23 protein-coding genes and 1 pseudogene are annotated in these 23,297 nt (G+C 66.8%); 13 read left to right on the top strand and 11 right to left on the bottom strand.

Annotation, left to right across the window (positions count from 1 at the left end):
* Positions 1-449: 449 nt before the first annotated feature.
* Positions 450-1,361: a LysR substrate-binding domain-containing protein gene (locus ACWEOO_RS34065; protein ID WP_452146526.1), complete on the bottom strand. Its 912-nt coding sequence runs from the start codon at positions 1,359-1,361 to the stop codon at positions 450-452.
* A 221-nt stretch (positions 1,362-1,582) separates the two neighbouring features.
* On the opposite strand from ACWEOO_RS34065, the gene ACWEOO_RS34060 reads away from it, so the two are divergent.
* From ACWEOO_RS34060 to ACWEOO_RS34040, 5 genes are all read left to right on the top strand, one after another.
* Positions 1,583-2,317, top strand: a complete 735-nt coding sequence (locus ACWEOO_RS34060) for an SDR family NAD(P)-dependent oxidoreductase (RefSeq protein ID WP_452146525.1) — start codon at positions 1,583-1,585, stop codon at positions 2,315-2,317.
* A gap of 67 nt (positions 2,318-2,384) precedes the next feature.
* Entirely contained in the window at positions 2,385-3,008 is a 624-nt protein-coding gene (locus tag ACWEOO_RS34055; RefSeq protein ID WP_452146524.1) for an NADPH-dependent F420 reductase, read from the top strand.
* A 316-nt stretch (positions 3,009-3,324) separates the two neighbouring features.
* Positions 3,325-3,948, top strand: a complete 624-nt coding sequence (locus ACWEOO_RS34050; protein ID WP_452146523.1) for an NADPH-dependent F420 reductase — start codon at positions 3,325-3,327, stop codon at positions 3,946-3,948.
* Positions 3,949-4,001: 53 nt separating this feature from the next.
* Positions 4,002-4,952, top strand: a complete 951-nt coding sequence (locus tag ACWEOO_RS34045) for an SDR family oxidoreductase (protein WP_452146522.1) — start codon at positions 4,002-4,004, stop codon at positions 4,950-4,952.
* Positions 4,953-5,221: 269 nt separating this feature from the next.
* Positions 5,222-5,422 (top strand): hypothetical protein, encoded by a 201-nt coding sequence (locus tag ACWEOO_RS34040; RefSeq protein WP_452146521.1) that lies wholly within the window; start codon positions 5,222-5,224, stop codon positions 5,420-5,422.
* Between the two features lie 16 nt (positions 5,423-5,438).
* On the opposite strand, the gene ACWEOO_RS34035 is transcribed toward ACWEOO_RS34040, so the two are convergent.
* Positions 5,439-7,292 carry an FAD-dependent oxidoreductase gene (locus ACWEOO_RS34035; protein WP_452146520.1) on the bottom strand — a complete coding sequence of 618 codons (1,854 nt, stop codon included), beginning with the start codon at positions 7,290-7,292 and terminating at the stop codon, positions 5,439-5,441.
* A 638-nt stretch (positions 7,293-7,930) separates the two neighbouring features.
* On the opposite strand from ACWEOO_RS34035, the gene ACWEOO_RS34030 reads away from it, so the two are divergent.
* The 3 genes from ACWEOO_RS34030 to ctaD all read left to right on the top strand — a co-directional run bounded on the left by ACWEOO_RS34030 (position 7,931) and on the right by ctaD (position 11,010).
* Positions 7,931-8,098 carry a hypothetical protein gene (locus tag ACWEOO_RS34030; RefSeq protein WP_363711927.1) on the top strand — a complete coding sequence of 56 codons (168 nt, stop codon included), beginning with the start codon at positions 7,931-7,933 and terminating at the stop codon, positions 8,096-8,098.
* A 582-nt stretch (positions 8,099-8,680) separates the two neighbouring features.
* On the top strand, positions 8,681-9,160 hold the full coding sequence (locus ACWEOO_RS34025) for a hypothetical protein (RefSeq protein ID WP_452146519.1): 480 nt from the start codon (positions 8,681-8,683) through the stop codon (positions 9,158-9,160).
* A gap of 143 nt (positions 9,161-9,303) precedes the next feature.
* Positions 9,304-11,010, top strand: a complete 1,707-nt coding sequence (ctaD, locus tag ACWEOO_RS34020; protein WP_452146612.1) for an aa3-type cytochrome oxidase subunit I — start codon at positions 9,304-9,306, stop codon at positions 11,008-11,010.
* Positions 11,011-11,014: 4 nt separating this feature from the next.
* On the opposite strand, the gene ACWEOO_RS34015 is transcribed toward ctaD, so the two are convergent.
* The gene (locus ACWEOO_RS34015; protein WP_452146518.1) at positions 11,015-11,338 is read right to left on the bottom strand and encodes a helix-turn-helix domain-containing protein; all 324 of its coding nucleotides are present in this window, start codon (positions 11,336-11,338) and stop codon (positions 11,015-11,017) included.
* A gap of 163 nt (positions 11,339-11,501) precedes the next feature.
* On the opposite strand from ACWEOO_RS34015, the gene ACWEOO_RS34010 reads away from it, so the two are divergent.
* The gene (locus ACWEOO_RS34010; protein ID WP_452146517.1) at positions 11,502-12,737 is read left to right on the top strand and encodes an NAD(P)/FAD-dependent oxidoreductase; all 1,236 of its coding nucleotides are present in this window, start codon (positions 11,502-11,504) and stop codon (positions 12,735-12,737) included.
* Positions 12,738-12,870: 133 nt separating this feature from the next.
* Here ACWEOO_RS34010 and ACWEOO_RS34005 read toward each other — a convergent pair whose 3' ends face one another.
* From ACWEOO_RS34005 to fdxA, 3 genes and pseudogenes are all read right to left on the bottom strand, one after another.
* Positions 12,871-13,311 (bottom strand): hypothetical protein, encoded by a 441-nt coding sequence (locus ACWEOO_RS34005; RefSeq protein WP_452146613.1) that lies wholly within the window; start codon positions 13,309-13,311, stop codon positions 12,871-12,873.
* 102 nt (positions 13,312-13,413) lie between these two features.
* Positions 13,414-13,578 (bottom strand): annotated as a pseudogene (locus ACWEOO_RS34000) (helix-turn-helix domain-containing protein); the annotation flags it as partial.
* 5 nt (positions 13,579-13,583) lie between these two features.
* Entirely contained in the window at positions 13,584-13,910 is a 327-nt protein-coding gene (gene fdxA / locus ACWEOO_RS33995; protein WP_452146516.1) for a ferredoxin, read from the bottom strand.
* Between the two features lie 87 nt (positions 13,911-13,997).
* Here fdxA and ACWEOO_RS33990 point away from each other — a divergent pair, with 87 nt between their 5' ends.
* The gene (locus ACWEOO_RS33990) at positions 13,998-14,672 is read left to right on the top strand and encodes a DUF2249 domain-containing protein (RefSeq protein ID WP_452146515.1); all 675 of its coding nucleotides are present in this window, start codon (positions 13,998-14,000) and stop codon (positions 14,670-14,672) included.
* Positions 14,665-15,081: a hypothetical protein gene (locus ACWEOO_RS33985; protein WP_452146514.1), complete on the top strand. Its 417-nt coding sequence runs from the start codon at positions 14,665-14,667 to the stop codon at positions 15,079-15,081. The genes ACWEOO_RS33990 and ACWEOO_RS33985 overlap by 8 nt, the downstream gene beginning before the upstream one ends.
* Before the next feature lie 29 nt (positions 15,082-15,110).
* Here the strand turns inward: ACWEOO_RS33985 and ACWEOO_RS33980 are convergent, their stop codons facing one another.
* The 5 genes from ACWEOO_RS33980 to ACWEOO_RS33960 are packed head-to-tail and all read right to left on the bottom strand — an operon-like array spanning position 15,111 to position 20,931.
* Positions 15,111-15,926 carry a DUF488 family protein, N3 subclade gene (locus ACWEOO_RS33980; RefSeq protein ID WP_452146513.1) on the bottom strand — a complete coding sequence of 272 codons (816 nt, stop codon included), beginning with the start codon at positions 15,924-15,926 and terminating at the stop codon, positions 15,111-15,113.
* 58 nt (positions 15,927-15,984) lie between these two features.
* Positions 15,985-16,938 carry a slipin family protein gene (locus ACWEOO_RS33975; RefSeq protein ID WP_452146512.1) on the bottom strand — a complete coding sequence of 318 codons (954 nt, stop codon included), beginning with the start codon at positions 16,936-16,938 and terminating at the stop codon, positions 15,985-15,987.
* Positions 16,935-17,174 carry a hypothetical protein gene (locus tag ACWEOO_RS33970; RefSeq protein WP_452146511.1) on the bottom strand — a complete coding sequence of 80 codons (240 nt, stop codon included), beginning with the start codon at positions 17,172-17,174 and terminating at the stop codon, positions 16,935-16,937. Before ACWEOO_RS33970 ends, ACWEOO_RS33975 begins: the two co-directional genes overlap by 4 nt.
* A gap of 50 nt (positions 17,175-17,224) precedes the next feature.
* The gene (gene aceE, locus ACWEOO_RS33965) at positions 17,225-19,939 is read right to left on the bottom strand and encodes a pyruvate dehydrogenase (acetyl-transferring), homodimeric type (RefSeq protein ID WP_452146510.1); all 2,715 of its coding nucleotides are present in this window, start codon (positions 19,937-19,939) and stop codon (positions 17,225-17,227) included.
* Positions 19,936-20,931 carry a universal stress protein gene (locus ACWEOO_RS33960; protein ID WP_452146509.1) on the bottom strand — a complete coding sequence of 332 codons (996 nt, stop codon included), beginning with the start codon at positions 20,929-20,931 and terminating at the stop codon, positions 19,936-19,938. Before ACWEOO_RS33960 ends, aceE begins: the two co-directional genes overlap by 4 nt.
* Before the next feature lie 170 nt (positions 20,932-21,101).
* On the opposite strand from ACWEOO_RS33960, the gene ACWEOO_RS33955 reads away from it, so the two are divergent.
* Positions 21,102-21,449: a hypothetical protein gene (locus ACWEOO_RS33955; protein WP_452146508.1), complete on the top strand. Its 348-nt coding sequence runs from the start codon at positions 21,102-21,104 to the stop codon at positions 21,447-21,449.
* A 598-nt stretch (positions 21,450-22,047) separates the two neighbouring features.
* Entirely contained in the window at positions 22,048-23,262 is a 1,215-nt protein-coding gene (gene tal, locus ACWEOO_RS33950) for a transaldolase (protein WP_452146507.1), read from the top strand.
* The last annotated feature ends 35 nt before the right edge of the window (positions 23,263-23,297 follow it).

Raw genomic sequence — 23,297 nt, 5'->3', positions numbered from 1 at the left:
CCTGCCGAACCTCGTATGCCGGCCGCGGCCAACGGATCGCTTCCGAATTTACGTGCGGCGCCGAGGTCATACAAGACACCTACGGCAGCGGACGTCGCCGACCTGCCGGCGGGGATTCCGTGGGGTGCGCTAGTGCTCTGCTTCGGCCCGAACCCGATCGATCAACTCGCCAGCATCTTCACCGCGGGTCCCGCCGACGCTGTCTGAGCTTGGTCGGCAGCGACGAAACCCCGGCCAAGCACTGCGAAGAAGTCTTCCGACGCGTTCTCCGCCGACGTCGCTCTACATGGGCAGCGCCGGATCGATCACGTCACCGCGTGCGACGAGTGCCCGGCTGAGACGCGGTCAACAAGGCAAGCCAGAATGTTGCATCAGGCCAAGATCACCGGGCGTGCGGGTACTGGAGGTGGGGTCCGGCCGTTGTCAGCCGGGCTGCTCAACCGCGCTGCTCAACCGCGCTGTGAAGCGGCGTCGTTCGCGAGCTGCCACATTTCATAGTTCCCGCATTCTGCCGTGATCTCAGCCGTCGCCTGAGCCGCGGCGAAGAAGTCGTCGGCCAGCGGCGAGGTGCGCGACGCCGCCATCGCGACGAATACCTGGTCGGGCGCCAGGTCCGCGACGAGCACGTAGCTGATGTCCGGGCGTGAGAAGAACACGGTCTCCGAACGCCCGACGAACGAGATGCCACGGCCGGCCGCGACGTGCTCGAGCTTCTCCTCCACCCCGCGCACCCGGAGCCCGGAGTCGGGGTGCGGGCGCCTGGTGGGCTGTGTGCTCGCGTCGGCATGCCAGATCAGCGGCTCACCGGCCAGGTCAGCCTCGGTGACCTCATCCTTGCCGACCAGTCGGTGATCGGCGGGCAGCGCCACCATGAGGGGTTCGGTGTAGAGCGGCGTCAGGCGCAGGCCGGCCTCCTCGATGGGCAGCCGCACGTAGCCGACGTCGACGCGGCCGTCGAGCAGCATCGGGGCCTGGTCGTCCCATTCCATTCGTTGCACGTCCACGACTACGTCCGGATGCTGGGCCTCGAACACCCGCGCCGCCGGGATGACCGGGATCCCGGCCCGAAAGCCGACCACCAGCCGCTGGCCGCCGCGTCCTGCCACGGACACCCGGCGCCGGACCGCGTGCGCGGAGGCGAGGAGCGGACCGGCGTCGTCCAGCAACTGTCGGCCCGCTTCGGTCAGCGTGACGCCGTGGCTGTCCCTGGTGAAGAGGGACGCGCCGAGATCCTGTTCCAGCGCGCGGATCTGCCGGCTGAGCGCGGGCTGCGCGATGTGCAGCTCGTCGGCGGCGCGGCCGAAGTGAAGCCTCTCGGCGACGGCGACGAAGTAGCGCAGCTTCCGCAGGTCCAAATCCATGGGGCCTCCCGGTCCGGCAATGCCTCGAGGGTATCACCACGGCTGAAACAGGTCTTGGACACTCGCTCAGGCCAGTGACATTGTTCAAGGGCGCAGAGAAATCGGTACAAGAATTCGGGATCGGTATTTGATAGCAGGGGCCCAGCATCAGGATCGGCACCTCAGGAATTTGGCCTCTTCCGATTCCTGTTTCGGATACCCGACAATTCAAAGGAGTGATCGTGGGAAAGCTCGATGGCAAGGTCGCGGTGGTCACCGGTGGATCCACCGGCTTGGCACTGGCCGGGGCCAAGCTGTTCGTCGAGGAAGGAGCGTATGTCTTCATCCAGGCCCGGCGGCAGGAAGCGCTGGACGACGCCGTGAAGCTGATCGGCCGCAACGTCACCGCCGTCCAGGGTGACGCCGCCGATCTGGACGACCTGGACCGCTTGTTCGACACCGTGAAGCGGGAGAAGGGCTCGATCGACGTGCTGTGGGCCAGCGCCGGGGTGGGTGAACCCGCCGTACTCGGCGAAATCACCGAGCAACAGTTCGAACGCTCCTTCTCGCTCAACGCGCGCGGCACCCTGTTCACTGTGCAGAAGGCGCTGCCGTTGGTCAACGACCACGGCTCGATCTTCATGACTGGATCCAACGCCTCCCTGGGCGCGTTCCCGGGCTGGAGTCTCTACGCGGGAAGCAAAGCCGTCCAGCAGGCCTGGGCCCGCGTCTGGCTCAACGAGCTGCGGGACCGCAAGATCCGCGTGAACGTCCTGACTCCCGGCCAGGTCGGCACGGCCAAGCAGGAAGAGCTGTTCGACGAGGCAACAAGGGCCGCATTCGAGTCCCTCATCCCCCGCGGACAGATGGGCCGTCCCGAGGAGATCGCCAGCATCGCCCTCTTCCTTGCCTCCGACGACTCCAGCTACGTCAACGGCTTGGAACTGGTCGCCGACGGCGGCACCACCGCCATCTGAACCACACGAACGAGTCGGAGCGGCGCCTGGAGAACAGGCGCCCTGAGCAAGGAAGAGAGCGCAGCTCATGAGCAGCATCACGTTCATCGGTGCGGGGAACATGGCCCGTACCATCGGCACTCGCGCGGTGGCGGGCGGCAACACCGTCGAGATCATGGCGCGCGATCAGTCCAAGGCCGATGCCCTGGCCAAGGTTCTGGGCGGCGGCACCACGGCAGGTAAGTGGGGTGCCGTCCCGGCCGGGGACATCGTCATCACGGCCGTGTTGTACGCCGGTGTTGTTTCGGCCGTCGCCGAGTATGGAGACGCCCTCGCGGGCAAGATCATCGTCGACATCAGCAACCCCTTCAACGCCACGTTCGACGGACTGGCCCACAGTGAGCCGACCTCGATCGCGGAAGAGGTCGCCAAGATCGCCCCGGCGAGTGCCATGGTGTTCAAGGCCTTCAACACCATCTTCCGTAGCGTCCTGGAGGAGGGCCGGCCTGACGTTTTCTTCGCCGGCGACAACCCGCAGGCCAAGGAGGACGTGGCGGCGTTCATCGAGAGCCTCGGACTGCGCCCGTTGGACGTCGGCGGCCTGAAAATGGCGCACTGGCTGGAAGGAGCGGGTGTGCTCACGGTAGGCCTGGCGGGCAATGGCGTCGGCCACGGGAATTTCGCCGTGGGTGTCAACGAATTCACGGGCTGACCCGGACTGAGAATTCGGTGAACAGAGCGCGCTTTGACGGTCGATGGACCGCCACCAACTCGGAGACGTCGGAAATCAACAATGGCGAAAAACGGATCACCCTCGAGCCGGGCACGTCCGTCGACTCGTCGCGGACCAGCTGAAGCGGTACGCCCACTCCGGTGTTGATGAGGCGTACTTCGATGCCTTCGCAATGTTCACCAGTCTTGACCAACTGCTCGACTTCGCCGGCCAGGTGATTGCGCGTACCGGCCGGCTGTGACCACCGAAGACACGACTACCGAAGCACGACCACCGAAGGAAGAGAGCACTCACCATGAGCAGCATCAGTTTCATCGGACTGGGTGGCATGGCCCACGCCATCGCCGCACGCGCGGTCACGGGCGGCCACTCGATCGAACTCGTCGGCCGCGACCCGGCCAAGGCCAAGGGCCTGGCTGCCGAACTCGGCGTCGAGGCCACGGTGGGCACATTCGGCACCGTACCCGCCGGCGACATCGTCGTCCTGGCCGTGCCGTACGCCAGCGCGGTGCCGGTCGTCGCCCACTACGGGGATGCCCTGGCCGGCAAGGTCATCATCGACATCTCCAACACCTTCAACGCCGATGCCACCGCGCTGGTCGTCCCTGATGGCACGTCCGGTGCGCAAGAGATCGCCAAGGCGGCCCCGGCGAGCGCGCACGTCGTGAAGGCGTTCAACACCGTCTTCGGCCACGTCTTGGTCCAGGATCGTCCGCTGGACGTGTTCGTCGCCGGAGATGACCTGCAGGCCAAGGCGAGCGTGTCGGCGTTCATCGAGAGCCTCGGACTGCGTCCCCTCGATGTCGGCGGCCTCGAGATGGCTCGCTGGCTGGAAGGGGTCGGGCGACTGCTGATGGGCCTGGCCCGCAACGGCGCGGGGACCTTCGATGTCGCCCTGAGCGTCGACTTCCCCGGCTGAGCGCACTCCGCACCGCCACATCACTCACGCCGCATCACTGGCAAGGAGCAAACGTGCACGTCTTCGTCACTGGCGGGACCGGCCACTCCGGTTCGCACATCATCCCCGAGCTCGTCGCCGCCGGGCACGAGGTCACCGGCCTGGCCCGGTCGGACATGGCCGCCAGGGTGCTGTCCGCGCTTGGCGCGAAGGTGCGCCGCGGCGAACTCCAGGACTTCGACGGGCTCAAGGAGGCGGCGGCGGATTCCGACGGCGTCATCCACGTCGCGCACCGGCAAGACCTGCTTCCGTCCGGCGGGATCGACGCGGTCGCCGCCGCGGAGCTCCCGATCATGCTCGCGTACGGCGAGGCGCTCGCGGGAACCGGGAAGCCGCTGGTGGCGGCGGGGAGCATCGGCTCGCCCGGGCAGCTGGGCAGGCCGGCCACCGAGGAAGACCCAGCCCTTCCTGTCGGCGATGAGCACAAGGGCACCCTGCGGGCGCGGAACGTCGTGGAATCCGCCGTCATCGGACTCGCCGAGCGGGGAGTGCGGTCGTCGGTCGTGCGGATTGCCAATATCGCGCACGACACGACTGATCGTGCCGGCTTCCTGCCCACGCTGATCGCGCTCGCGAAGAACAAGGGCTTCGCCGGCTACCCCGGAGACGGCGCGAACTTGTGGAACGCCGTACACGTCCGCGACCTCGCCTCGTTGTTCCGCCTGGCGCTGGAGAAAGGCCCGGCCGGCAGGTACTGGCATGCCGTGGAAGACGGGGGCATTCCGGTCCGCGAGATCGCCGAGGCCATCGGCAGCCGCCTGAGCCTGCCCGCCGTGAGCGTACCCCTGGACGAACTGATGCTGCCGGGCTACTTCGGGTTCCTCACGAACGTCATCACGCAGAACTACCCGGCGTCCAACGCCATCACCCGACGGACCCTCGGCTGGGAACCCGCTCAGCCCGGCCTGCTGGCCGATCTCGACAACGGCCACTACTTCCCGTCGACCGACGTCCCCGCCATCTGAGGGCAGGGACCTCATGGCAAGCGGAGCCATCGGCAGCGCCATCACGCGGCTTGCCGTCGAGGCCGGCGACCAGGTCGTGCCCAGCAACTCGCGCCGTCCCGAGACGCTCGCGGACACGGCCGCGCCGCTGGCAGGGACGACGGTCATCGACACGTGCAACTACGGCCCCGATCGTGACGGGCACATCCCCGAGCTCGACGGCACGTCGCTCACCTCGAGCGAGTTGCTGCTGCGGTACGTCGCTCGGTTATCCGCTGCAGCAGTCCACGGTGAGGTACGACGACTGGCAGAGCCGCGAGCTGACAGTCGTCGGAACCCTGGCCTACAACCACGAGGACTTCCTCGACGCCGTGCGCCTCGTCGTCGAGCGCCGGCTGGACCTTGACGTCCTGCACACCGCAACCATCGGGCTCGCCTGGCTACGCGACACCCTCGAGGTCGAGATCGCCTGCGGATACTTGCGGTGGTAGTAGATCAATCATTTCGTCAGGCCCCCTTGGCAAGCTCGAGGTGCGGTCGACGAGCGGCATCTCGCCCGGCGAGGTGGCCGAAGACGAGGCCCAGTGAGATGGTGCCGCCGGCGCCTCCGTAAAAGCCCTTCGTGGGTGCGCCGCCTGCGTTGCCGGCGGCATACAGGCCAGGAATGACCCTTCCATCCGTGTCCAGCGCGCGCCCGAGTGCGTCCGTCTTCGGACCGCCTACGGTGCCGAGCGCGCTGGCCTCGACTTCGAGCGCGTAGTACGGCGCGGTGTCCACCGGGCCCAGCACGCTCGATTTCGGGCTGTTCAGCACGGGCCGGATGATCCTCGCCAGCGGCCCCACCAGGATCGAACGCACGCGGTCGGGATCGTCCTTCTTCGCCACTCGGCCGGCGAGCTTGCTCAGGATCGGCCCGATCACCGCGGCGATGCGCGTCCGTACCTTCGCGGTGGCGGCGGGGAACCGTACGTCGGGCGAATACTTACCCAGCCTGGGATAGAAAGCGCCGAAGTAGCGGTCGAACACCGTGTCGCCGCGGTTGAACTGCGGGTCCCGAGCGTGAGCGGCCTCGGGATTGAAGCGGTCGACCGTGCGAAGCAGCCCCACCTCGTCGACGCCGATCTCGGCCGCGAGGTCCGAGAGAGTATCGGCCCGGTGGAGATAGTCGGGCACGTCTCCGCCAGGTGGGACGCCGAAGATCCCGAATTTCGTCCAGTAGGTCTGGTCGAAGATCAGCCAGGCGGTGGCGTTCGGCATGGTGCCGGTCTCGCTGTCGACCTCGCGCATGATCTTGCCGAGCTGGTCGTACGGAAGGGCTTCGTTCGCGAAACGCTCACCCTTGCTGTTGACCATGATGCTGTGCGGCAGGGCACGCTCACCCAGGAACACTCGACTGAGCGGGCGACCCTCCAGTTCCTCACCGGGCAGCTGGACGCCGGGCATCCACCACGCGTCCTCCACGCCGGTCAGATCGGCGCCCACTTCCTGAGCCAGTTGCACCGCGATGCCATCGTGGCCTTCGGGAGAAACTTGTACGCCGACGGGCGCGCCGAAGTAGGTCGTGGTGACATCGGGCGAACTCTCGAACCCGCCGCTGGCCAGGATGACGCCCCTGGTGGCGCGCACTGGGTGCCCGACACCGTCGGACCGGATCACGACGCCCTGCACGGCCGGTCCGTCCGTGATGAGCCGGACTGCGGGCGCCTCGACGCGTACGTCGACTCCATGACGCAGGCCAGCCTCGAGCAAGGCTCCTACCAATGCCGGACCGGCGAGCCAGACGTCCTTGATGCCGATACCACCCAATAACCAGAAGGGGAGCGGGTTCTTCGCCATGCCCGTCGTCAGGGCCGGTCGTACGTACTTTGCGGCCTCGCCGAGTCCGTCGGGGGAGTAGGGGCCGGGAAAGAGGGCTCGACCGACGGACGCGCCGTCGATGTCGGAGCGGTAGTCCGGCCAGATCGTCGGGATCCACCCGAAGGAAGTGTGCTCTTCGATGAACCGGGCGACCTCAGGGCCGGTCTGCAGGAACTGCTCCACCAGGGCGTGATCAAGAATCTTGTCCCTGCCCTCGCCGTAGATGTAGCGCCGGGCCTGGTCCAGGTCGTCGGTCACCTTGAGGTCCGCGGTGGAGAAGCCATGGTTGGGGATCCACGCCGCGCCGGCCGAAATACCGGTGGCGCCACCGACGAGTTCCCGGGACTCCACAACGATGACTCGAGCCTCCTCTTTCGCGGCAGTGAGGGCCGCCATCAGCCCGGCCCCGCCCGAGCCGACGATTGCCACGTCCACCTCGTCAGGAATGCCGAGCTGGGTCACGCTGCCGATAGAGCCGCGCTGCTGAGTCGAACTGTCGACCATGAGGTCCTCCACGATCCGTTGCGGTCCGGCCATCCCACTCGGGAAGGCATCCGTGCCCCGGGGCGCCCTCGCTCCGAAGCTTTTCGATACATATGGTGTAGCGAAAAGCTTCGGGTACTTATTCCCGGTCGGCTGCGACCGGCGTCAGGTCGAGCTGGACTCGAGTCGGGAGATGACCGTGGACCAGGCCAGGATGCCCGTTGCTTTCCTCGGCCGTGGCAACCCGATGAACGCGCTGCAGACGAACCGCTACACCGAGGCCTGGCGAGTTCCGGGGCGTCGGCTGACGACGAGCCGTTCGACCTGCTGGTCGACGGACATGCCGCCGGCTCGATCTCGATGGCTACCTGCACCCTCGGGCTGGACTTCAGTGGGCCATCTGAGAGAAGGGGATGTGGGTAAGCAATCCTCGTGCTGCTCCTTGGCGCGACCGTGATGTTCCTGATGGTCCGCGTCGCTGCGCGAGCGTACCGGGACAAGCCGGAGGTCTGGTGCGGCCAGGCGTTCTTGAGTGGCAGGTCCCGTGGCTCAGTTGTTGACGACCGCTGGAGCCAGAAGGGCTACGGGGTCCAGTCTGCCGGAATGGAAGTGCTCGCAATTACGCTACTAAAAATGTATCGAAAATGGGAGGAGCAAGCATGAACACGATGTCGTTCGGTGCCCTCGAGCTGGCACTGCTGATTGTCGTCGCGGTGGCAGTGCCCGTGATCTGCGCCGGAGGTATCGGGCTCGCGTACCGGGCGCAGGAGCGCGCCTCGGCCAAGAAGAACGCGGACCGCGCACGAACATCTTCTGAGGAGGAATGACCTGCAGAAGATCGTTGTCGGTATCGACGGAAGTGAGACCGCTCAGCAGGCGCTCGAATAGGCGGTCGCCGAAGCCAGGTTGCGCGGCGCCGGCTGCTCGGGGTGACCGTTGTCATCATGACGATCCGAGTTGCCGCACGCGAGTACCGGCTCAAGCAGGAAGCATTGGCCAAACAATCCCGCGTCCCCGCTAGCCGATCGACCACCGGCAGGTCGCAGCGCGAGCCTGGGCCAACGCCTGGCTAGCGCGCACGGGTGGATTCATCATCGAACCCCTGCCGGACGGTGCACCGAGGGAGACCCAGCTCTCTCGCTAGCCGCACTCCGTCCGAGGCACCGTCACGACCAAGGCTCTACTCAGAAACTATGTCGTACTGCGATAGAAACCAAGGTCGTGCGTGTCGCGCAGGACTGTCCCAGCAGCCCGGTCCCTGAGATTGCCGATACACGGCAACGATCGAGCGCGGCGTTCGCCGATCGGGTACATGTTCCGCCCACGGGCGAGTCGGCATCGTTGGAACCGTCCGGACATGGAGACGCCGGTATCGCGGCTCCGCGATCCGTGCCGACAAGGAGGTTTCGATGACCGACCTGGATCAGGTGGCACCAACAGAGGCACCGTATGAGGCGGCCCCCGTCGACCTGCAGTGGTATCGCCACGAGCTGGAGCAGCAGCGGCGATTTCGTCTCGATCAGGTGACTCACCTCGCGTACGACGCGCTGGCAGTCTCCGACGATGCCCTGAGTGAGGTGACGGCGACGCTGATGAGAGCGGCCAGAGCCGCCCTCGCAGATGTCGACGCCGCGCTCTTCCGGCTCGCGATCGGCCGCTTCGGGAATTGCCAACGCTGTGGGCGCGTGATCCCGGAGGACGTACTGCGTGCCGTCCCGACGGGCAGCCTCTGCCCGCGATGCCAACTGTCCAAGGGATCGGCGTATCCGGTCCTGCGGGCCCGGCGTACAGGTACGGTCCCATCGACGTCGTTGCGGCCGCCGCGCGACATCGTCGAGGTGTGGGGCGAGGACTCGTTTCCCGCCAGCGACCCGCCGGCGAACTGGTGAGCCGGCCGGTGGGAACCACGCAGACCGGTGACGGCGACCCGACCCAGGAGCAGTTGACACACGTCGGTGCCTACCAGGACCGTCCCTGGTCAGTGACGGCCAGGGAGGGGTCTGGCGAAGGTGCGGCACGACCTCGCCGTCCTCTGGGACGTGCGTTGGTGCGGATCCTCACGACGACCGATCACAAGGTGATCGGGCACATGTACCTGGTCACGTCGTTCGCGTTCTTCCTGATCGGCGGCGTGATGGCGCTGGTGATCCGCGCGGAGCTGGCCAAGCCGGGTCTGCAGATCGTGAACGAAGAGGTCTACAACCAGCTCTTCACGATGCACGGCACGATCATGCTGCTGCTGTTCGCGACGCCGCTGTTCGTCGGCTTCGCCAACGTGATCATGCCGGTCCAGATCGGCGCCCCGGACGTGGCGTTCCCGCGGCTGAACATGTTCAGCTACTGGCTGTTCCTGTTCGGCGGACTCATCGCATTCAGCGGCTTCTTCACCCCGGGCGGCGCGGCGAGCTTCGGCTGGACCGGCTACGCGCCGCTGTCGAACGCGGTCCGTTCGCCGGGCATCGGCGGGGACCTGTGGATCATGGGCCTGTGGATGGCCGGCCTCGGCACGATCCTCGGTGCGGTCAACTTCATCACCACGATCATCACCATGCGCGCACCCGGCATGACGATGTTCCGGATGCCGATCTTCACCTGGAACACATTCATCACGTCGATGATGGTGCTCGTCGCGTTCCCGATCCTGGCCGGCGCGCTGCTGATGCTGGAGGCGGATCGGGCCCTAGGCGCCCATGTGTTCGATGCCGCGAACGGTGGACCGATCCTTTGGCAGCACCTGTTCTGGTTCTTCGGGCATCCAGAGGTGTACATCATCGCGCTGCCGTTCTTCGGCATCGTCACCGAGATCCTGCCGGTCTTCAGCCGCAAATCCGTGTTCGGCTACCTCGGTCTGGTCGGTGCGACATTGGCGATCGCCGCGTTGTCGATGGCGGTCTGGGCGCATCACATGTTCGCCACTGGCGCGGTCAGTCTGCCGTTCTTCTCGTTCATGTCGTTCTTGATCGCGGTGCCGACCGGTGTGAAGTTCTTCAACTGGATCGGCACGATCTGGGGTGGGTCGGTGTCCTTCGAGACGCCGATGCTGTGGTCGCTCGGGTTCATGACCACGTTCCTCTTCGGTGGTCTGACCGGGGTGATCCTCGCGTCGCCGACCCTGGACTTCCACGTCACCGACACGTACTTCGTGGTCGCGCACTTCCACTACGTCGTGTTCGGCACCGTGGTGTTCGCGATGTTCGCCGGGTTCTACTTCTGGTGGCCGAAGTTCACCGGGCGGATGCTGGACGAGCGGCTCGGCAAGCTGCACTTCTGGCTGCTGTTCGTCGGTTTCCACACCACGTTCCTGGTGCAGCACTGGCTGGGCGTCGAGGGCATGCCGCGGCGCTACGCGTCGTACGGCGCCAACGAGGGCTTCACCACCCTCAACCAGGTGTCCAGCGTCGGCGCCTTCATCCTCGGCGCCTCGACCCTGCCGTTCCTCTACAACATCTACAAATCGCGCAAGACACCGCCGGTCGGCGTCGACGACCCATGGGGCTGGGGCCGCTCGCTGGAATGGGCAACCAGTTGCCCACCACCCCGCCACAACTTCGAGAAGCTGCCACGCATCCGCTCCGACAGCCCAGCGTTCGACAAGCATCATCCGCAGGTCGCGCTGGCGGAGTACCCGGACAACTGGGCCGGCAACGACAACCTTCTGGATGCAGGCTATGACGAGGGTCGCGTAGGGCACCCCGACGAGACCACCGACAGCAAGGCCGAGGAAGACGACGCGACGTGAGCCTTCACTCGGAAGCCGGCCCAATGCGTACACAGCAGTGGCCTGATCCGGGCTCGACCTGCCGCTCCGATCGACGGTAGAGCTTCGACGGCCGGCCCGCACGCGGGCCCGATCGGCCGGTCCGGCGCTCGTACACCACATCGAGCAAGCCCTCGGCGGCGAGCCGGTCGAGGTGGAACGCCGCGGTGGTGCGGGGCAGCCCGAGCGCGGTCGCCGCTTCGTCCCGAGTCACCGCGGCAGTTTGGCGTACGACGTGGCCGTACAGGCGCCGCCGCGTTGGCTCGTCCAACGTTGCGACAGCTGAGATCCGGGCCGCTTTGTCGTCCACACACCGACTCTAAAGCTAACTCTCGTTGACGAAAACCTCGTTCACTTCTAAAGTCAAAACATCTCATCTTTAGAAAGGTGGCGGGTCATGATCGCGCTCGCCCGCCTCGCGGTCAGGTACGTCCCGGCACGGCACAGCTCCTAGCGGGAGTGGAAAGGTCATCATGAGCAACGAACCCACCTACGTCATCGTCGGGGCGAGCCTGGCCGGAGCGACAGCGGCTCAGACGCTGCGGGAGCAGGGTTTCACCGGACGGATCGTCCTGATCGGTGACGAGACCGACCTGCCGTACGAGCGGCCGCCGCTGTCGAAGGGCTATCTGCTGGGCACCGATGAGCGAGCGAAGATCTTTGTCCACGAGGAGTCCTGGTACGCCGAACATTCGGTGGAACTGCTGCTCGGCCGGCGCGTGACTTCACTGAACCGCCCCGGCCGCCAGGTGGAGCTCGATACCGGCGAGCGGATCGGCTACGCGAAGTTGTTGTTGGCAACAGGCTCGTCTCCCCGCCGCCTTCAGGTGCCGGGCGCCGACCTCGAGGGGGTGCACTACCTGCGCCGGGTCGAGGATTCCGACAGGTTGCGTGAGACGATCCGCACCGGCGGCCGCGTAGTCGTCGTGGGCGGCGGCTGGATCGGCCTGGAGACGGCCGCCGCGGCCCGTGAGTCCGGCTGTGATGTGACCGTGATCGATCCGCAGCGGGAACCGCTGCGCGCGGCTCTCGGACGTGAGATGGGCGCGTTCTTCGCTGGGCTGCACCTGCGCCACGGTGTCGATCTGCGGCTGAGTCAGAGTGTCACCGAGCTGTGGGGAACGGGCCAGGTACGTGGAGTCCGGACCCAGGACGGCAGTGAGTTCGCGGCCGATGCGGTCATCGTGGGGATTGGCGCGGTGCCGAACACCGAGCTTGCGGAGCGGGCTGGGCTGAGCTGCGACAACGGGATCGTCGTCGACGAGATGCTGTGCACCCAGGACTCCGACATCTATGCCGTGGGCGATGTCGCGAACTCGTATCGTCCCTTCTATGGCGGGCACATTCGGAGCGAACACTGGGCCAATGCGTTGCACGGTGCACCCATCGCGGCCCGGGCAATGCTTGGCCAGCGGGTGGCGTACGACAAGCTTCCGTACTTCTTCACCGACCAGTACGACGTTGGGATGGAGTTCACCGGCTGGCTCGGGCCGGCCGGGTACGACCGCCTCGTCACCCGCGGCGATATCGCCGGGCACGCATTTCACGCGTTCTGGCTGGCCGGCGACCAGGTCGTGGCAGGGATGCAGGTCAACCTGTGGGACGACGGGATCGGGCCTGTCGAGGAACTGATCCGCGGCCGGCACCGGGTCGATCCGGACCAGCTCGCGGACGTATCGGTTCCCTTGGCCGCACACGTCATGGTCTAGCGGCAGATCACACCGCGACGAGGGGTGCGTGCCGACCGGCCAGGATCCGGTCGGTACGTGGCGATCTTGTCAAAGGTCTCGGCGCCGACCGGGACTTCGATCATCGGACCCGGGGGCGTGGTGCCGATCCTGGTCAGGTGCTCCTCTGCTCGCGTTGATGCGGGCGGGAACCGACGTTCGGTCGGCGGCTGGGGGAGAGGTGCACGATGCAGGCGTCGGGCTCGGCGAACGGTTCCAATCGTGTCGCCTCGATCGGTGCGTGGATCTCGGCAAGTGCGCCTCGCATCAGTCCCAGATGCAGCGGACACAACGTGCCGGAGTACTCCTCCGCGAGTTCCAGGAAGGGGCAGTGCCGCAGTCTGATGCGCCCGGCCGGATCGCCGTCGGGTTCCGGAGCGAATCCCAGGTCGGTCATCATCGCGTTCAGCCGCTGGGTGGCCTCGGCGATGTCAGGCTGACGTGGCGGGGGGATCTGCTCGACGAGATAGCCACCCCAGTTGCGACCGGCGGCCTCCGCCGCGGCGCCGGCATCGGGAGCTGTGGACAGCTGACCGAGCAGGATCTTGGCCAGCAACTGGTACTGACGCCGCCCTCCGCGGTCCATTCCTGGATGCGGTGTGTGCACGGTGCGAGGCCGGCCCCGCCCGGTCGGCTCCTCGAGCCGGCGGTCGACCAGTCCCTCTGCTACGAGCGCGTCGAGGTGGAACCGGACCGTATTGGGGTGGATGCCGAGCCGTTCAGCGAGTTCGGTGACACCCAACGGTGCGCCAGAGCTTCGGAGGGCTTCAAGCATTGCCTGTCGGCGCGGCTGGTCGCCGGACGCCTGCGCAGTCCTGGTCATGGAGGTCAGCTTGCCTGCTCCTGCGGCGGAAGCGCCGCAACGATGGGGTGGTCATGTGCGATCACGCCCAGCTTCGAGGCGCCGCCGGGAGAGCCGAGACCGTCGAAGAATCCCTCGTTGGCGGTCTGGTACTCCCTCCACTGCTCGGGCAGATCGTCTTCATAGAAGATCGCCTCGACCGGGCACACCGGTTCGCATGCGCCGCAGTCGACGCACTCCTCGGGATGGATGTACAGCGATCGCCCACCTTCGTAGATGCAGTCGACCGGGCACTCCTCGACGCAGGCGCGGTCCTTGAGGTCTACACAGGGCAGCGCGATCACGTAGGTCACAGCGAACTCCCTCACAGAGGCTTGTAATTAATACAAATAGCACATGTAATAATTATTGAAAACAGCGACGTCGAGGAGAGTGGCACCATGTCGGCTGCGGAGATCTTCATCCAGGCGACCGAGACGGATCCGGCGGTCATCGCCCGGGCAGCGGTGCAGGAGGCCCACCAGCGATTGCGCCAACGACTGGCCGAGCTGACGACGGACTCGGAGCCGCGGCTGACCGCGGAGCTGGTGGACTTCTGCCGTCACGAGCTGCGCGGCTATCTGGCCGGCGCCGATCGCGACCTGTATGCCCCGGCGTCGAGGGTTGCCGAGACGCGACAACTGGCGGACGCCCTTCGCGTCGGCAACGCGGTGCTCAACCAGCAGATCAACGACCTGGCTGTCGCCAGTCCGAGCGAAGCGCTCCGGATCGGCACGATGATCGCCGGAGCACTGAATCTCTACCTCCGGCTCGAGGAGTCGGTGTTGCCCGTCCTCGCCAAGCTGGCCGACATCGATCCATCGCTCGTTGTCGCAGATCCGCAGGTGGTCATCGACGTCCGGCAGATCGCGCGCGGTGGACGCCACCCGCGGGTCTTCGCCCGCTACGCGCGGCTGGCGCCCGGCGAGTCCTTCGTCCTGGTCAACAGCCACGACCCCAAGCCGCTGCGCCGGGAGTTCGAGTCGAGATTCTCCGGTGGGTTCAGCTGGGACTATCTGCAAGCCGGTCCGGAGGAGTGGCGGATCCGCATCGGCCGGGTCGCCGCAGATGCCTGACCGCCCTGGGGCTCGCTCTGTCGACGCCACCGGCGTACCGGCAGAGCAGCCGCGGCTCCGGGTCCTCGCCGACGTGCATCAACTCGTCGGCGATTCGTCCGTGCCGTCCGGTGCCCGATGGGCTCTTGCCGAGCCAGGACGCCAGCTCGACGCGAATCTGATCCACCTACCTGCCGGTCATCGCGTGGACACCCATACCGAGCCGGACCTCGACGTCGTACTCGTCGTCGTCGCTGGTGGTGGCATCGCCAGTACGCCCGACGGAGAGCAGATGCTTGCTGACGGCAATGTCGTCTGGCTGCCCCGCGGTTCGACCCGCAGCCTCATCGCCGGCGGCGAGGGCCTGTCGTACCTGACCGTCCATCGCCGTCGGCCAGGCCTGCAGATCAGGAAACGACCCGGGGAGTAGTCCGGCGAGCTGCCCAGCTCTCGGAAAGGTCAACGCGGCTCATTCAGCAGTCGGGCCAGAACCGCCGCCTGGCTGTGGTCCACGTCCCTGGTCGCGGTCACCAAGGTCAGGTCATCGCGTTCTGCCAGTGTGCGCAGGTGCTCCAGCGCGGCTCGGCCGGCCTGGGTAGCCAGCTCATCGCGGTAGCGCTCCTCGAACTGCGCGAACTTCTCCGGCACGTGCCCGTACCACTTCCGGAGCTCGGTGGACGGTGCAACGTCCCTGGCCCACTCGTCGACAGCGGCTACTTCCTTCCGGATCCCGCGCGGCCACACCCGATCCACCAGGACCCGGGTGCCGTCGCCGGCCCCGGCCTGGTCGTAGATCCTGCGAACCCGCACCGTGTGGCGGGCCGTGCCGACGTCGTCGGCGGCCGCACTCCAGTCGGGTACGGCGAGGGCGGTGCCCATGCGTCGAAGCTCGTCACGGTGGAGTGCGCTCAGCTGTGCCAACGCGCGCTCGCCGTGCCGCGTCAACTGCACCCGGACCACCCTGGCGTCCGTCGGGTGTGATGCCCTGGTCACGAGGTTCTGTGCCTGGGCCCGGGTCACCAGTTCGCCGACGCTGTGGTGGCGCAATTGCAGGCGATCGGCCAGTTCGCTCATCGTGGCCCACTCGCGGCCGGGGAACCCCTTCAAGGCCAGCAGTAACTGGTACTGCTGCGGGGTCAGTCCGTGCGTGCGAACGGCCTGCTCGCTGAAGCGCAGGTACCGGCGGAGGCCGAAACGGAAGCGGGCCAGCGCCTCGAAATCCGCCTTCGTCAACGGCTCAGCGGCGTGGGCGTCGCGCATCGCGTCAGACGGCATGTGATCACGTCCTCAGTGGTTCACCGGGAGAGCCCGGCACTCATCCAAGTATATCGCGTTACGACATAACTGCGCCGGCGGCCGCACCGTTGCCGATCTCCGGCAACTGCGCGCTGCGACCGCTCGACTGCAGCCGTCCTGAGGAGCCAGGCTCCGCGTCCGGTGCTGACTGCGCAATCTCGCGGCCGTTCGGCATCTCGGACGCGGTGGCCCCGTGCGTGGCGGGATCCTCGGCAGTAGCGGGCTGGGGGCTCTCGGCCGGTGTGGATCTCTCGAGAAACCGGAGCAGCTCGACGGGGAAGGGCAGCACCAGCGTGGAGTTCTTCTCCGCGGCGACCTCGACGACGGTCTGGAGCAGACGGAGTTGCAGTGCCGCCGGATGCTCAGTCATCACCTCGGCGGCTTGGCCCAGCTTCTCCGAGGCCTGCAACTCGCCGTCCGCGGTGATGATGCGGGCCCGGCGCTCGCGTTCGGCCTCGGCCTGGCGGGACATGGATCGCTTCATCGTCTCCGGCAGCGCGACGTCCTTGATTTCTACACGTTCGATGTGCACGCCCCAGTCCAGTGCCGGGCTGTCGATCATCAGTTCCATGCCCTGGTTGAGGCGCTCCCGGTTGGACAGCAGGTCGTCCAGTTCGCTCTTGCCGATGATCGAGCGCAGCGACGTCTGCGCAACCTGGCCGATAGCCGAGATGTAGTCCTCGACGTCGACCGCCGCGCGTACCGGATCGACCACGTTGAAGTAGACGACAGCGTCGACTCGAACCGTCACGTTGTCGCGCGTGATGCCGTCCTGCGCAGGGACCGGCATCGTGATGATCTGCATGTTGACCTTCTGCAGCCGGTCGGCGATCGGCACCAGCAAGGCGAGACCGGGCGGGCGAACCTCGGCACGCACCCGGCCGAACCGATACACGACGCCACGTTCGAACTGCTTGACCACGCGGACACACGACGCCGCGGCGATCAGGCCGACAGCCATGGCCGTGAGCAGTACGTACAGGACGATCACTTCTTCTTCTCCGTTGAGACCGGCGCGTATTTGGCGGCGAGGCGAGCGAGCGCAACGGCGGCGACCAGGAGGCCGAAGTCGCGCAGGGCGACGTCGTAGAAGCCCGAGAGCGTCAGCAGGTTCAGGATGATGCCCGCGAGCCAGGCTGCGACGAGCAACGCGCCGTACCGGGGGTAGGCCGGATCGGACAGTGTCTCCCGGCTTGGTGTGTGGGCGGTGTGCCCTTCAGTGCTCATGATCTGCTCCTTCAGTAGCGCCGCTGTACTGCTGGGTGTTCGGTGACCGCCTACTCCTGCGCGGTCAGGTAGGTCGTTCTGGCCGACCCTGGGACCGACTCGTCCACTTCTCCGCAGTCGGCCAGTTGCTGCAGAGTCCGTACGACGATCGCCTGCGCGTCGATCTCGAAGTGGCGGCGGAGTGCTGCTCGGGTGTCGGAGTGGCCGAATCCGTCGGTGCCGAGCGACGCCCACGGGCTGAGGACGAACGGGGCGATCTGGTCAGGAACCGCGCGCATCCAGTCCGATACGGCCAGCACGGGGCCGACGGTCTCGCCGAGCCGCTCCGTGACGTACGGAATGCGGGGAGCCTGGTCAGGATGTGACAGATTCCAGTCCTCGACGGCGAGAGCGTCTCGACGTAGTTGCGTCCAGGACGTCACCGACCAGACGTCGGCCTGCACCCGCCAATCGTCGTGCAGGAGGCGTTGCGCTTCCAGCGCCCAGGGCACGGCGATGCCGGAGGCAAGGATCTGCGCGTTCGGCCCGTCGCCGTCCGGGGCGGGGGAGTAGCGGTGCATGCCGGCGAGGATGCCGTCGACATCGACACCATCGGGCTCGGCCGGTTGCAGGATCGGTTCGTTGTACAGGGTGAGGTAGTAGAAGACGTTCTGGTCCTCGCCCGGCCGTGGTACGCCGTACATCCGCCGCAGCGCGTCGGCGGTGATGTGGCCGAGCTCGAAGGCATAGGCGGCGTCGTAGGCGACACAGGCGGGGTTGGTCGATGCCAGTAGCAACGAATGGCCGTCCTGGTGCTGAAGACCTTCGCCATTGAGGGTGGTGCGGCCGGCGGTGGCGCCGAGCAGGAACCCGCGGGTCATCTGATCGGCCGCGGCCCAGAGTTGGTCGCCGGTGCGCTGGAACCCGAACATCGAATAGAAGATGTACAGCGGGATCATCGGCTCGCCGTGGGTCGCGTACGACGCGCCGGCCGCGGTCCAGGACGCAGCGCAACCGGCCTCGGTGATGCCCTCGTGCAGGAGGACGCCGTGGATGTCCTCCTGGTAGCTGAGCATCTGGTCGCGGTCGACCGACAGGTAGGTCTGGCCGTGCGGCGAGTAGATCTTCTTGGACGGGAACAGGGAGTCCAGCCCGAAGGTTCGGGCCTCGTCGGGGATGATCGGCACGAACCGGTGACCCATCTGAGGGTCTTTCATCAGGTCCTTGAGCAGGCGGACGAACGCCATCGTGGTGGCGACCGATTGCCGTCCCGAGCCACGGCGCGCGACCGCGTAAGCCGCCTCGGCGGGCAGCGCAAGCGGCGTACTGCTGACTCTGCGGGCCGGTAGGTAACCGCCCAGTGTGCGGCGCCGCTCGTGCAGATACTCCAGTTCCGGCGAGTTCTGCGGCGGCTGGTAATACGGTGGCTTGACCGCATCCAGCGCCGAGTCGGGAATCTCGAGGAACAGCCGGTCCCGGAAGGCCTTGAGATCGTCGAGAGTCAGCTTCTTCATCTGATGGGTGGAGTTGCGGCCCTCGAAATGGGACCCCAATGTCCATCCCTTGATGGTCTTGGCCAGGATCACGGTCGGCTGCCCGGTGTGCTCGGTTGCGGCCCGGTACGCGGCGTACAACTTGCGGTAGTCGTGCCCGCCGCGTTTGAGATTCCAGATCTCGTTGTCGGACAGGTGTTCGACCATGGCGGCGGTGCGCGGGTCGCGGCCGAAGAAGTGTTCCCGGACGAAGGCGCCGGACTCGGCCTTGTAGGTCTGGAAGTCCCCGTCCGGCGTGGTGTTCATCAGGTTGAGAAGCGCGCCGTCGGTGTCGTTGGCCAGCAGCGGATCCCACTCGCGGCCCCAGATCACCTTGATGACGTTCCAGCCGGCGCCGCGGAAGTACGACTCCAGTTCCTGGATGATTTTGCCGTTGCCCCGCACCGGGCCGTCGAGGCGCTGCAGGTTGCAGTTGACGACGAACGTGAGGTTGTCGAGCTCCTCGCGGGCGGCGACGCCGATGGCGCCGAGGGCCTCGGGTTCGTCCATCTCGCCGTCTCCGAGGAACGCCCAGACGCGCTGCCGGCTGGTGTCCTTGAGGCCGCGGTTGTACAAGTAGCGGTTGAAGCGGGCCTGGTAGATCGCGTTGATCGGCCCGAGTCCCATCGACACGGTCGGGAACTCCCAGAAGTCCGGCATCAGCCGTGGGTGCGGGTACGAAGGCAATCCGCCGCCGTGACCGGCGTGGGAGAGTTCCTGCCGGAACCCGTCGAGCTGGTCACTGCTGAGCCGGCCTTCCAGGAACGCTCGCGCATAGATGCCGGGAGAGGCGTGTCCCTGGAAGTAGATCTGGTCGCTGCCCCCAGGTGCTTCGGAGCCGTGGAAGAAGTGGTTGAACCCGACCTCGAACAGCGCCGCCGCGGACGCATAGGTGGAGATGTGCCCGCCGACGCCGACGCCAGGTCGCTGCGCACGATGGACCATGACGGCGGCGTTCCAGCGGTTGTAGGCCCGGATTCGCCGCTCGATGTGTTCGTCGCCCGGGAACTCGGGCTCGGCATCGGGAGCGATCGTGTTGATGTAGTCGGTACCGCGCAGATTCGCGACACCCACGCGCCGGTCACGCGCGCGTTGCAGGATGCTGAGCAGCAGGTACCGGGCCCTGTTCTGCCCGGCGTGGTCGACCACCTGGTCGAGCGATTCGAGCCATTCCTGGGTCTCGGACGGGTCCAGATCGAGAAGCTGGCTGTGCAGACCGAGGCTTTCCGGAAGGCCCTGCGGTGTCGGTGTCACGAGAGCTCCTTCAGGTCCGAGCTTCCGTCGCGAGCCGTGGCCGCCGCCAGCCGAAGACGCCCAGGGGAAGGCGCGACGACCGACGGCGGGCTGTACGGCCGGACGACAGCGACGGGGCAGGCGGCGTGTTGCAGCACGGCCTGGCTGACCGAACCCAGCAACATGCCGGCGAAGCCACCGCGGCCGCGCGACCCGACCACGACCATTTCCGCGGCGGCCGATGCGTCGATCAGTGCCTGTGCGGGGTGCCCGTGCATGAGCTTCGTGCGTACGTCGATGCCCGGGACGAGAACGCGTTTGCTCTGCATCGCTTCGGCGAACAGTTGCCGCTCGACCTGGTCGACGATCTCGGGGGGAACGCGGAGTGTCGCGTCGCGTCGAGCCGGCCTCGCGGCGTGTACGGCGGTGACGCCGATCCGCCGCCGCACCGCCTGCTGGAAGGCGAAGCGGAGTGCCGCGGCCGAGAGCTCCGAGCCGTCGACGCCGACCACGATCTGCCCGGTCGGTGAGGCGGAGAACGCCGTACCGTGTGCATGCGGGTGAACGACGACCACCGGGCACGGGGCGTGGGCTGCGATGGTGGCGCTCACCGACCCGACGAGCAGTCCGCGGAAGCCACCGACACCCCGGCCTCCGACGACCACCAGATCGGCATCCTGCGCTTCGCTGAGCAGCGTCGGCGTGGCGGGACCGGCGATCAGGGCAGTCGTGACCTTGATATCAGGGGCCAGTACGCGTACCTGCGCCGCCGCCTCGGCGAGGACCCACTCGGCGGCCGACCGGAGGCCGAGGTTCGTGTCCACGGTGAAGCCCATCTCCAGGGCGTTGCCGATCACCGGCCAGCTGAAGGCGTGCACGATGTGCAGAGGGCAGTGTCGCGACGCCGCCTCGGCAGCGGCCCAGGACAGGGCGCCCTGCGCCGACACCGACCCGTCGATCCCGACGAGAACCGGTCGACGACGCCGATTGTTCACTGCGATTGCCTTCGTCATCGTCGCCGCTCCGATTCAGCTGTCTGGTACCTGCGATTTCGACTGTGCCGTTCCAGCGCTGCGACAGGTAGTGCGGTGATCGGCGAACCTGTGATCGTCCTGATGGCCGACGTCCGGCAAGAATGCTCATCGCTCAGTACCTGTGTGCGCCCGGGGTCGGGGGGAGTGGAATGACCGAATCCGGCGGGCCGCGCTGGCCGGGTTCCGCCGCGGACAGCGCGGACGAAGCGTGGTTGACGGCGATCGCGCAGGCGGCCGCCGGAGACTCCCAGGCACCGCTGGAACTGCTGGTCGAGTACCTCAGCCTGCTGGCGGATGCCGCCATCTCCGGGCGACGGCCTCGTGAACACGAGCTGGCGATCGTCCGGGAGCTCGGGCGTCGCGCCGCGGAACGGGGCTCGGTGCACGACTGCTCGACTGGCCCGGGAGTGAGTACCCTCACCGTGCCGGGGCGCGTCCCTGACAGGAGGCATCGTGCCCTCGTGCAGGAGCCCCTGGTTGCCGGACGTCGGCGATGAGAACGACCTCAGTTCGCCGGTCGGCGCCGTACAAGTTGTTCGTCGTCGGAGGCAAGGTTGGGACTGCACGAAACAAGGAGGTTGTCGTGGACCAACCAGTCGTCGTCCGAACCAGCGCTACAACGCAGGCGAAAACGCCATGAAAGCCTATCGAGTCCTCTGGCTGGTTTTCAGTAGTGTGCTGGGCGTCGCGGGAGCCGTCATGGCGTTCACTTGGTCACTCTCGAACGTCGCGCTGCTGGTTGCCCTCGCTGCCCTCATCGGTGGAGTGGTGGCCATGGTCGTCTTGGCGAACCCGGACGAACCGCCCAGGCCTGCGCTGGAGCGACGACGCACCATCGGCCGCAGCGCAGCCCTCAGGCTCGGACATGAGGCCTCACAATGTGCCTGATGCCCTGAGCGACGAAGCGCTGCCTGGCCTGGCGGGCCAGCTTCTCGGCTCTGCAAGAGGCAGGCTCACCGGCGCAGCGGCTTCGGATCGTCGACGAGCGCCGGGCGTATCTCGACGAGATCGAGCGCCGTACCAGCAACGGTATGGCGGCGTGGCTCGCTTCTGGACCTCGAGCAGCTGGAGACCCTAGCCGGTTCATCGTGGGCGATGGCGCGGCAGGCCGCGCCCGCATTGACTGGGACGACCTGCTCCACGACATGGACAAATAGACAACCACGACTCCGGCGTAGGCCGGGGAAGATCGAGAACGCCATGACCAAGCTGGAACATCTCTACAGCTACTGCGGGCAGAGTCCCTGGCTGGACAACCTCACACGCGCCGCCCTGCGTGACGGAACCCTGGCACGAATGGTCGACAACGGGATCCGAGGTGTCACCGCGAACCCGACGATCTTCGCTCGGAGTATCACCGGCTCCCACTACTACGACGAACAGTTCGCCGCGCTGACGGCGGCCGGCACGTCGGTGGAGGAGGCCTACTGGGAGTTGGTGATCTCCGACACCGACCAGGCCCTCACCATCCTGCGACCGGTCTTCGACGCGGGTGACTGCGCTGACGGGTTCGTCTCTGTGGAGGTGTCTCCCGAGGTGGCCCACGATGCGCCCGGCACGATCGCCGCCGCGCGGTGGTTGCACGATCGCCTGGCCCAACCCAATCTGCTCGTCAAGATTCCCGCAACTGCGGAAGGCGTGTCCGCCGTCGAAACGTTGACTGCCGAGGGCGCCAGCATCAATGTCACGCTGTTGTTCTCCCTGTCCAGGTACGCCGAGATCATCGAGGCGTACCTGTCCGGGTTGGAGAAGTTCAGCGCGAACGGCGGTGATCCCTCGACTGTCAGCAGCGTCGCCTCGTTTTTCGTCAGCCGGGTGGACGTCGAAGTCGACCAGCGACTGGAGGCGCTAGGTACCGACGAGGCGCTCGCCTTGCGCGGCCAGGCGGCGGTCTCGCAGGCCAAGCTCGCCTACCGCATGTTCACCGAACGGTTCTCCACCAGACGCTGGCACCGGCTCGCCGTCCTGGGCGCGGATGTCCAGCGGCCGCTGTGGGCCTCGACGTCCACCAAGAACCCGGCGGACCGCGACACCCGCTATGTCGAGCAACTCATCGGCCCGGAGACCGTCACAACTTTGCCCGAGGCAACCATCGAGGCCTTCGAGGATCACGGCAGGATGGCTCGTACCGTCGACAACGGCGTGCCGGAGGCCGCTGAGATCATGGAGCGACTGGCGGCTCTCGGAATCGACATGACCGCCGTGGGACGCGTGCTCGAGGACAACGGCATCGCCGGCTTCGAGAAGGCCTATCGCGGAGTTCTCGCGGACCTGACCACGTCCACGCAGCCTTCGGCGGCATCCCTTTAGACCGCCGGGTCGGCACAACCGTGGGGCGGACTACC

The organism is Kribbella sp. NPDC004138, assembly GCF_053603655.1.
This window is presented reverse-complemented; position numbering and strand designations above follow the sequence as displayed.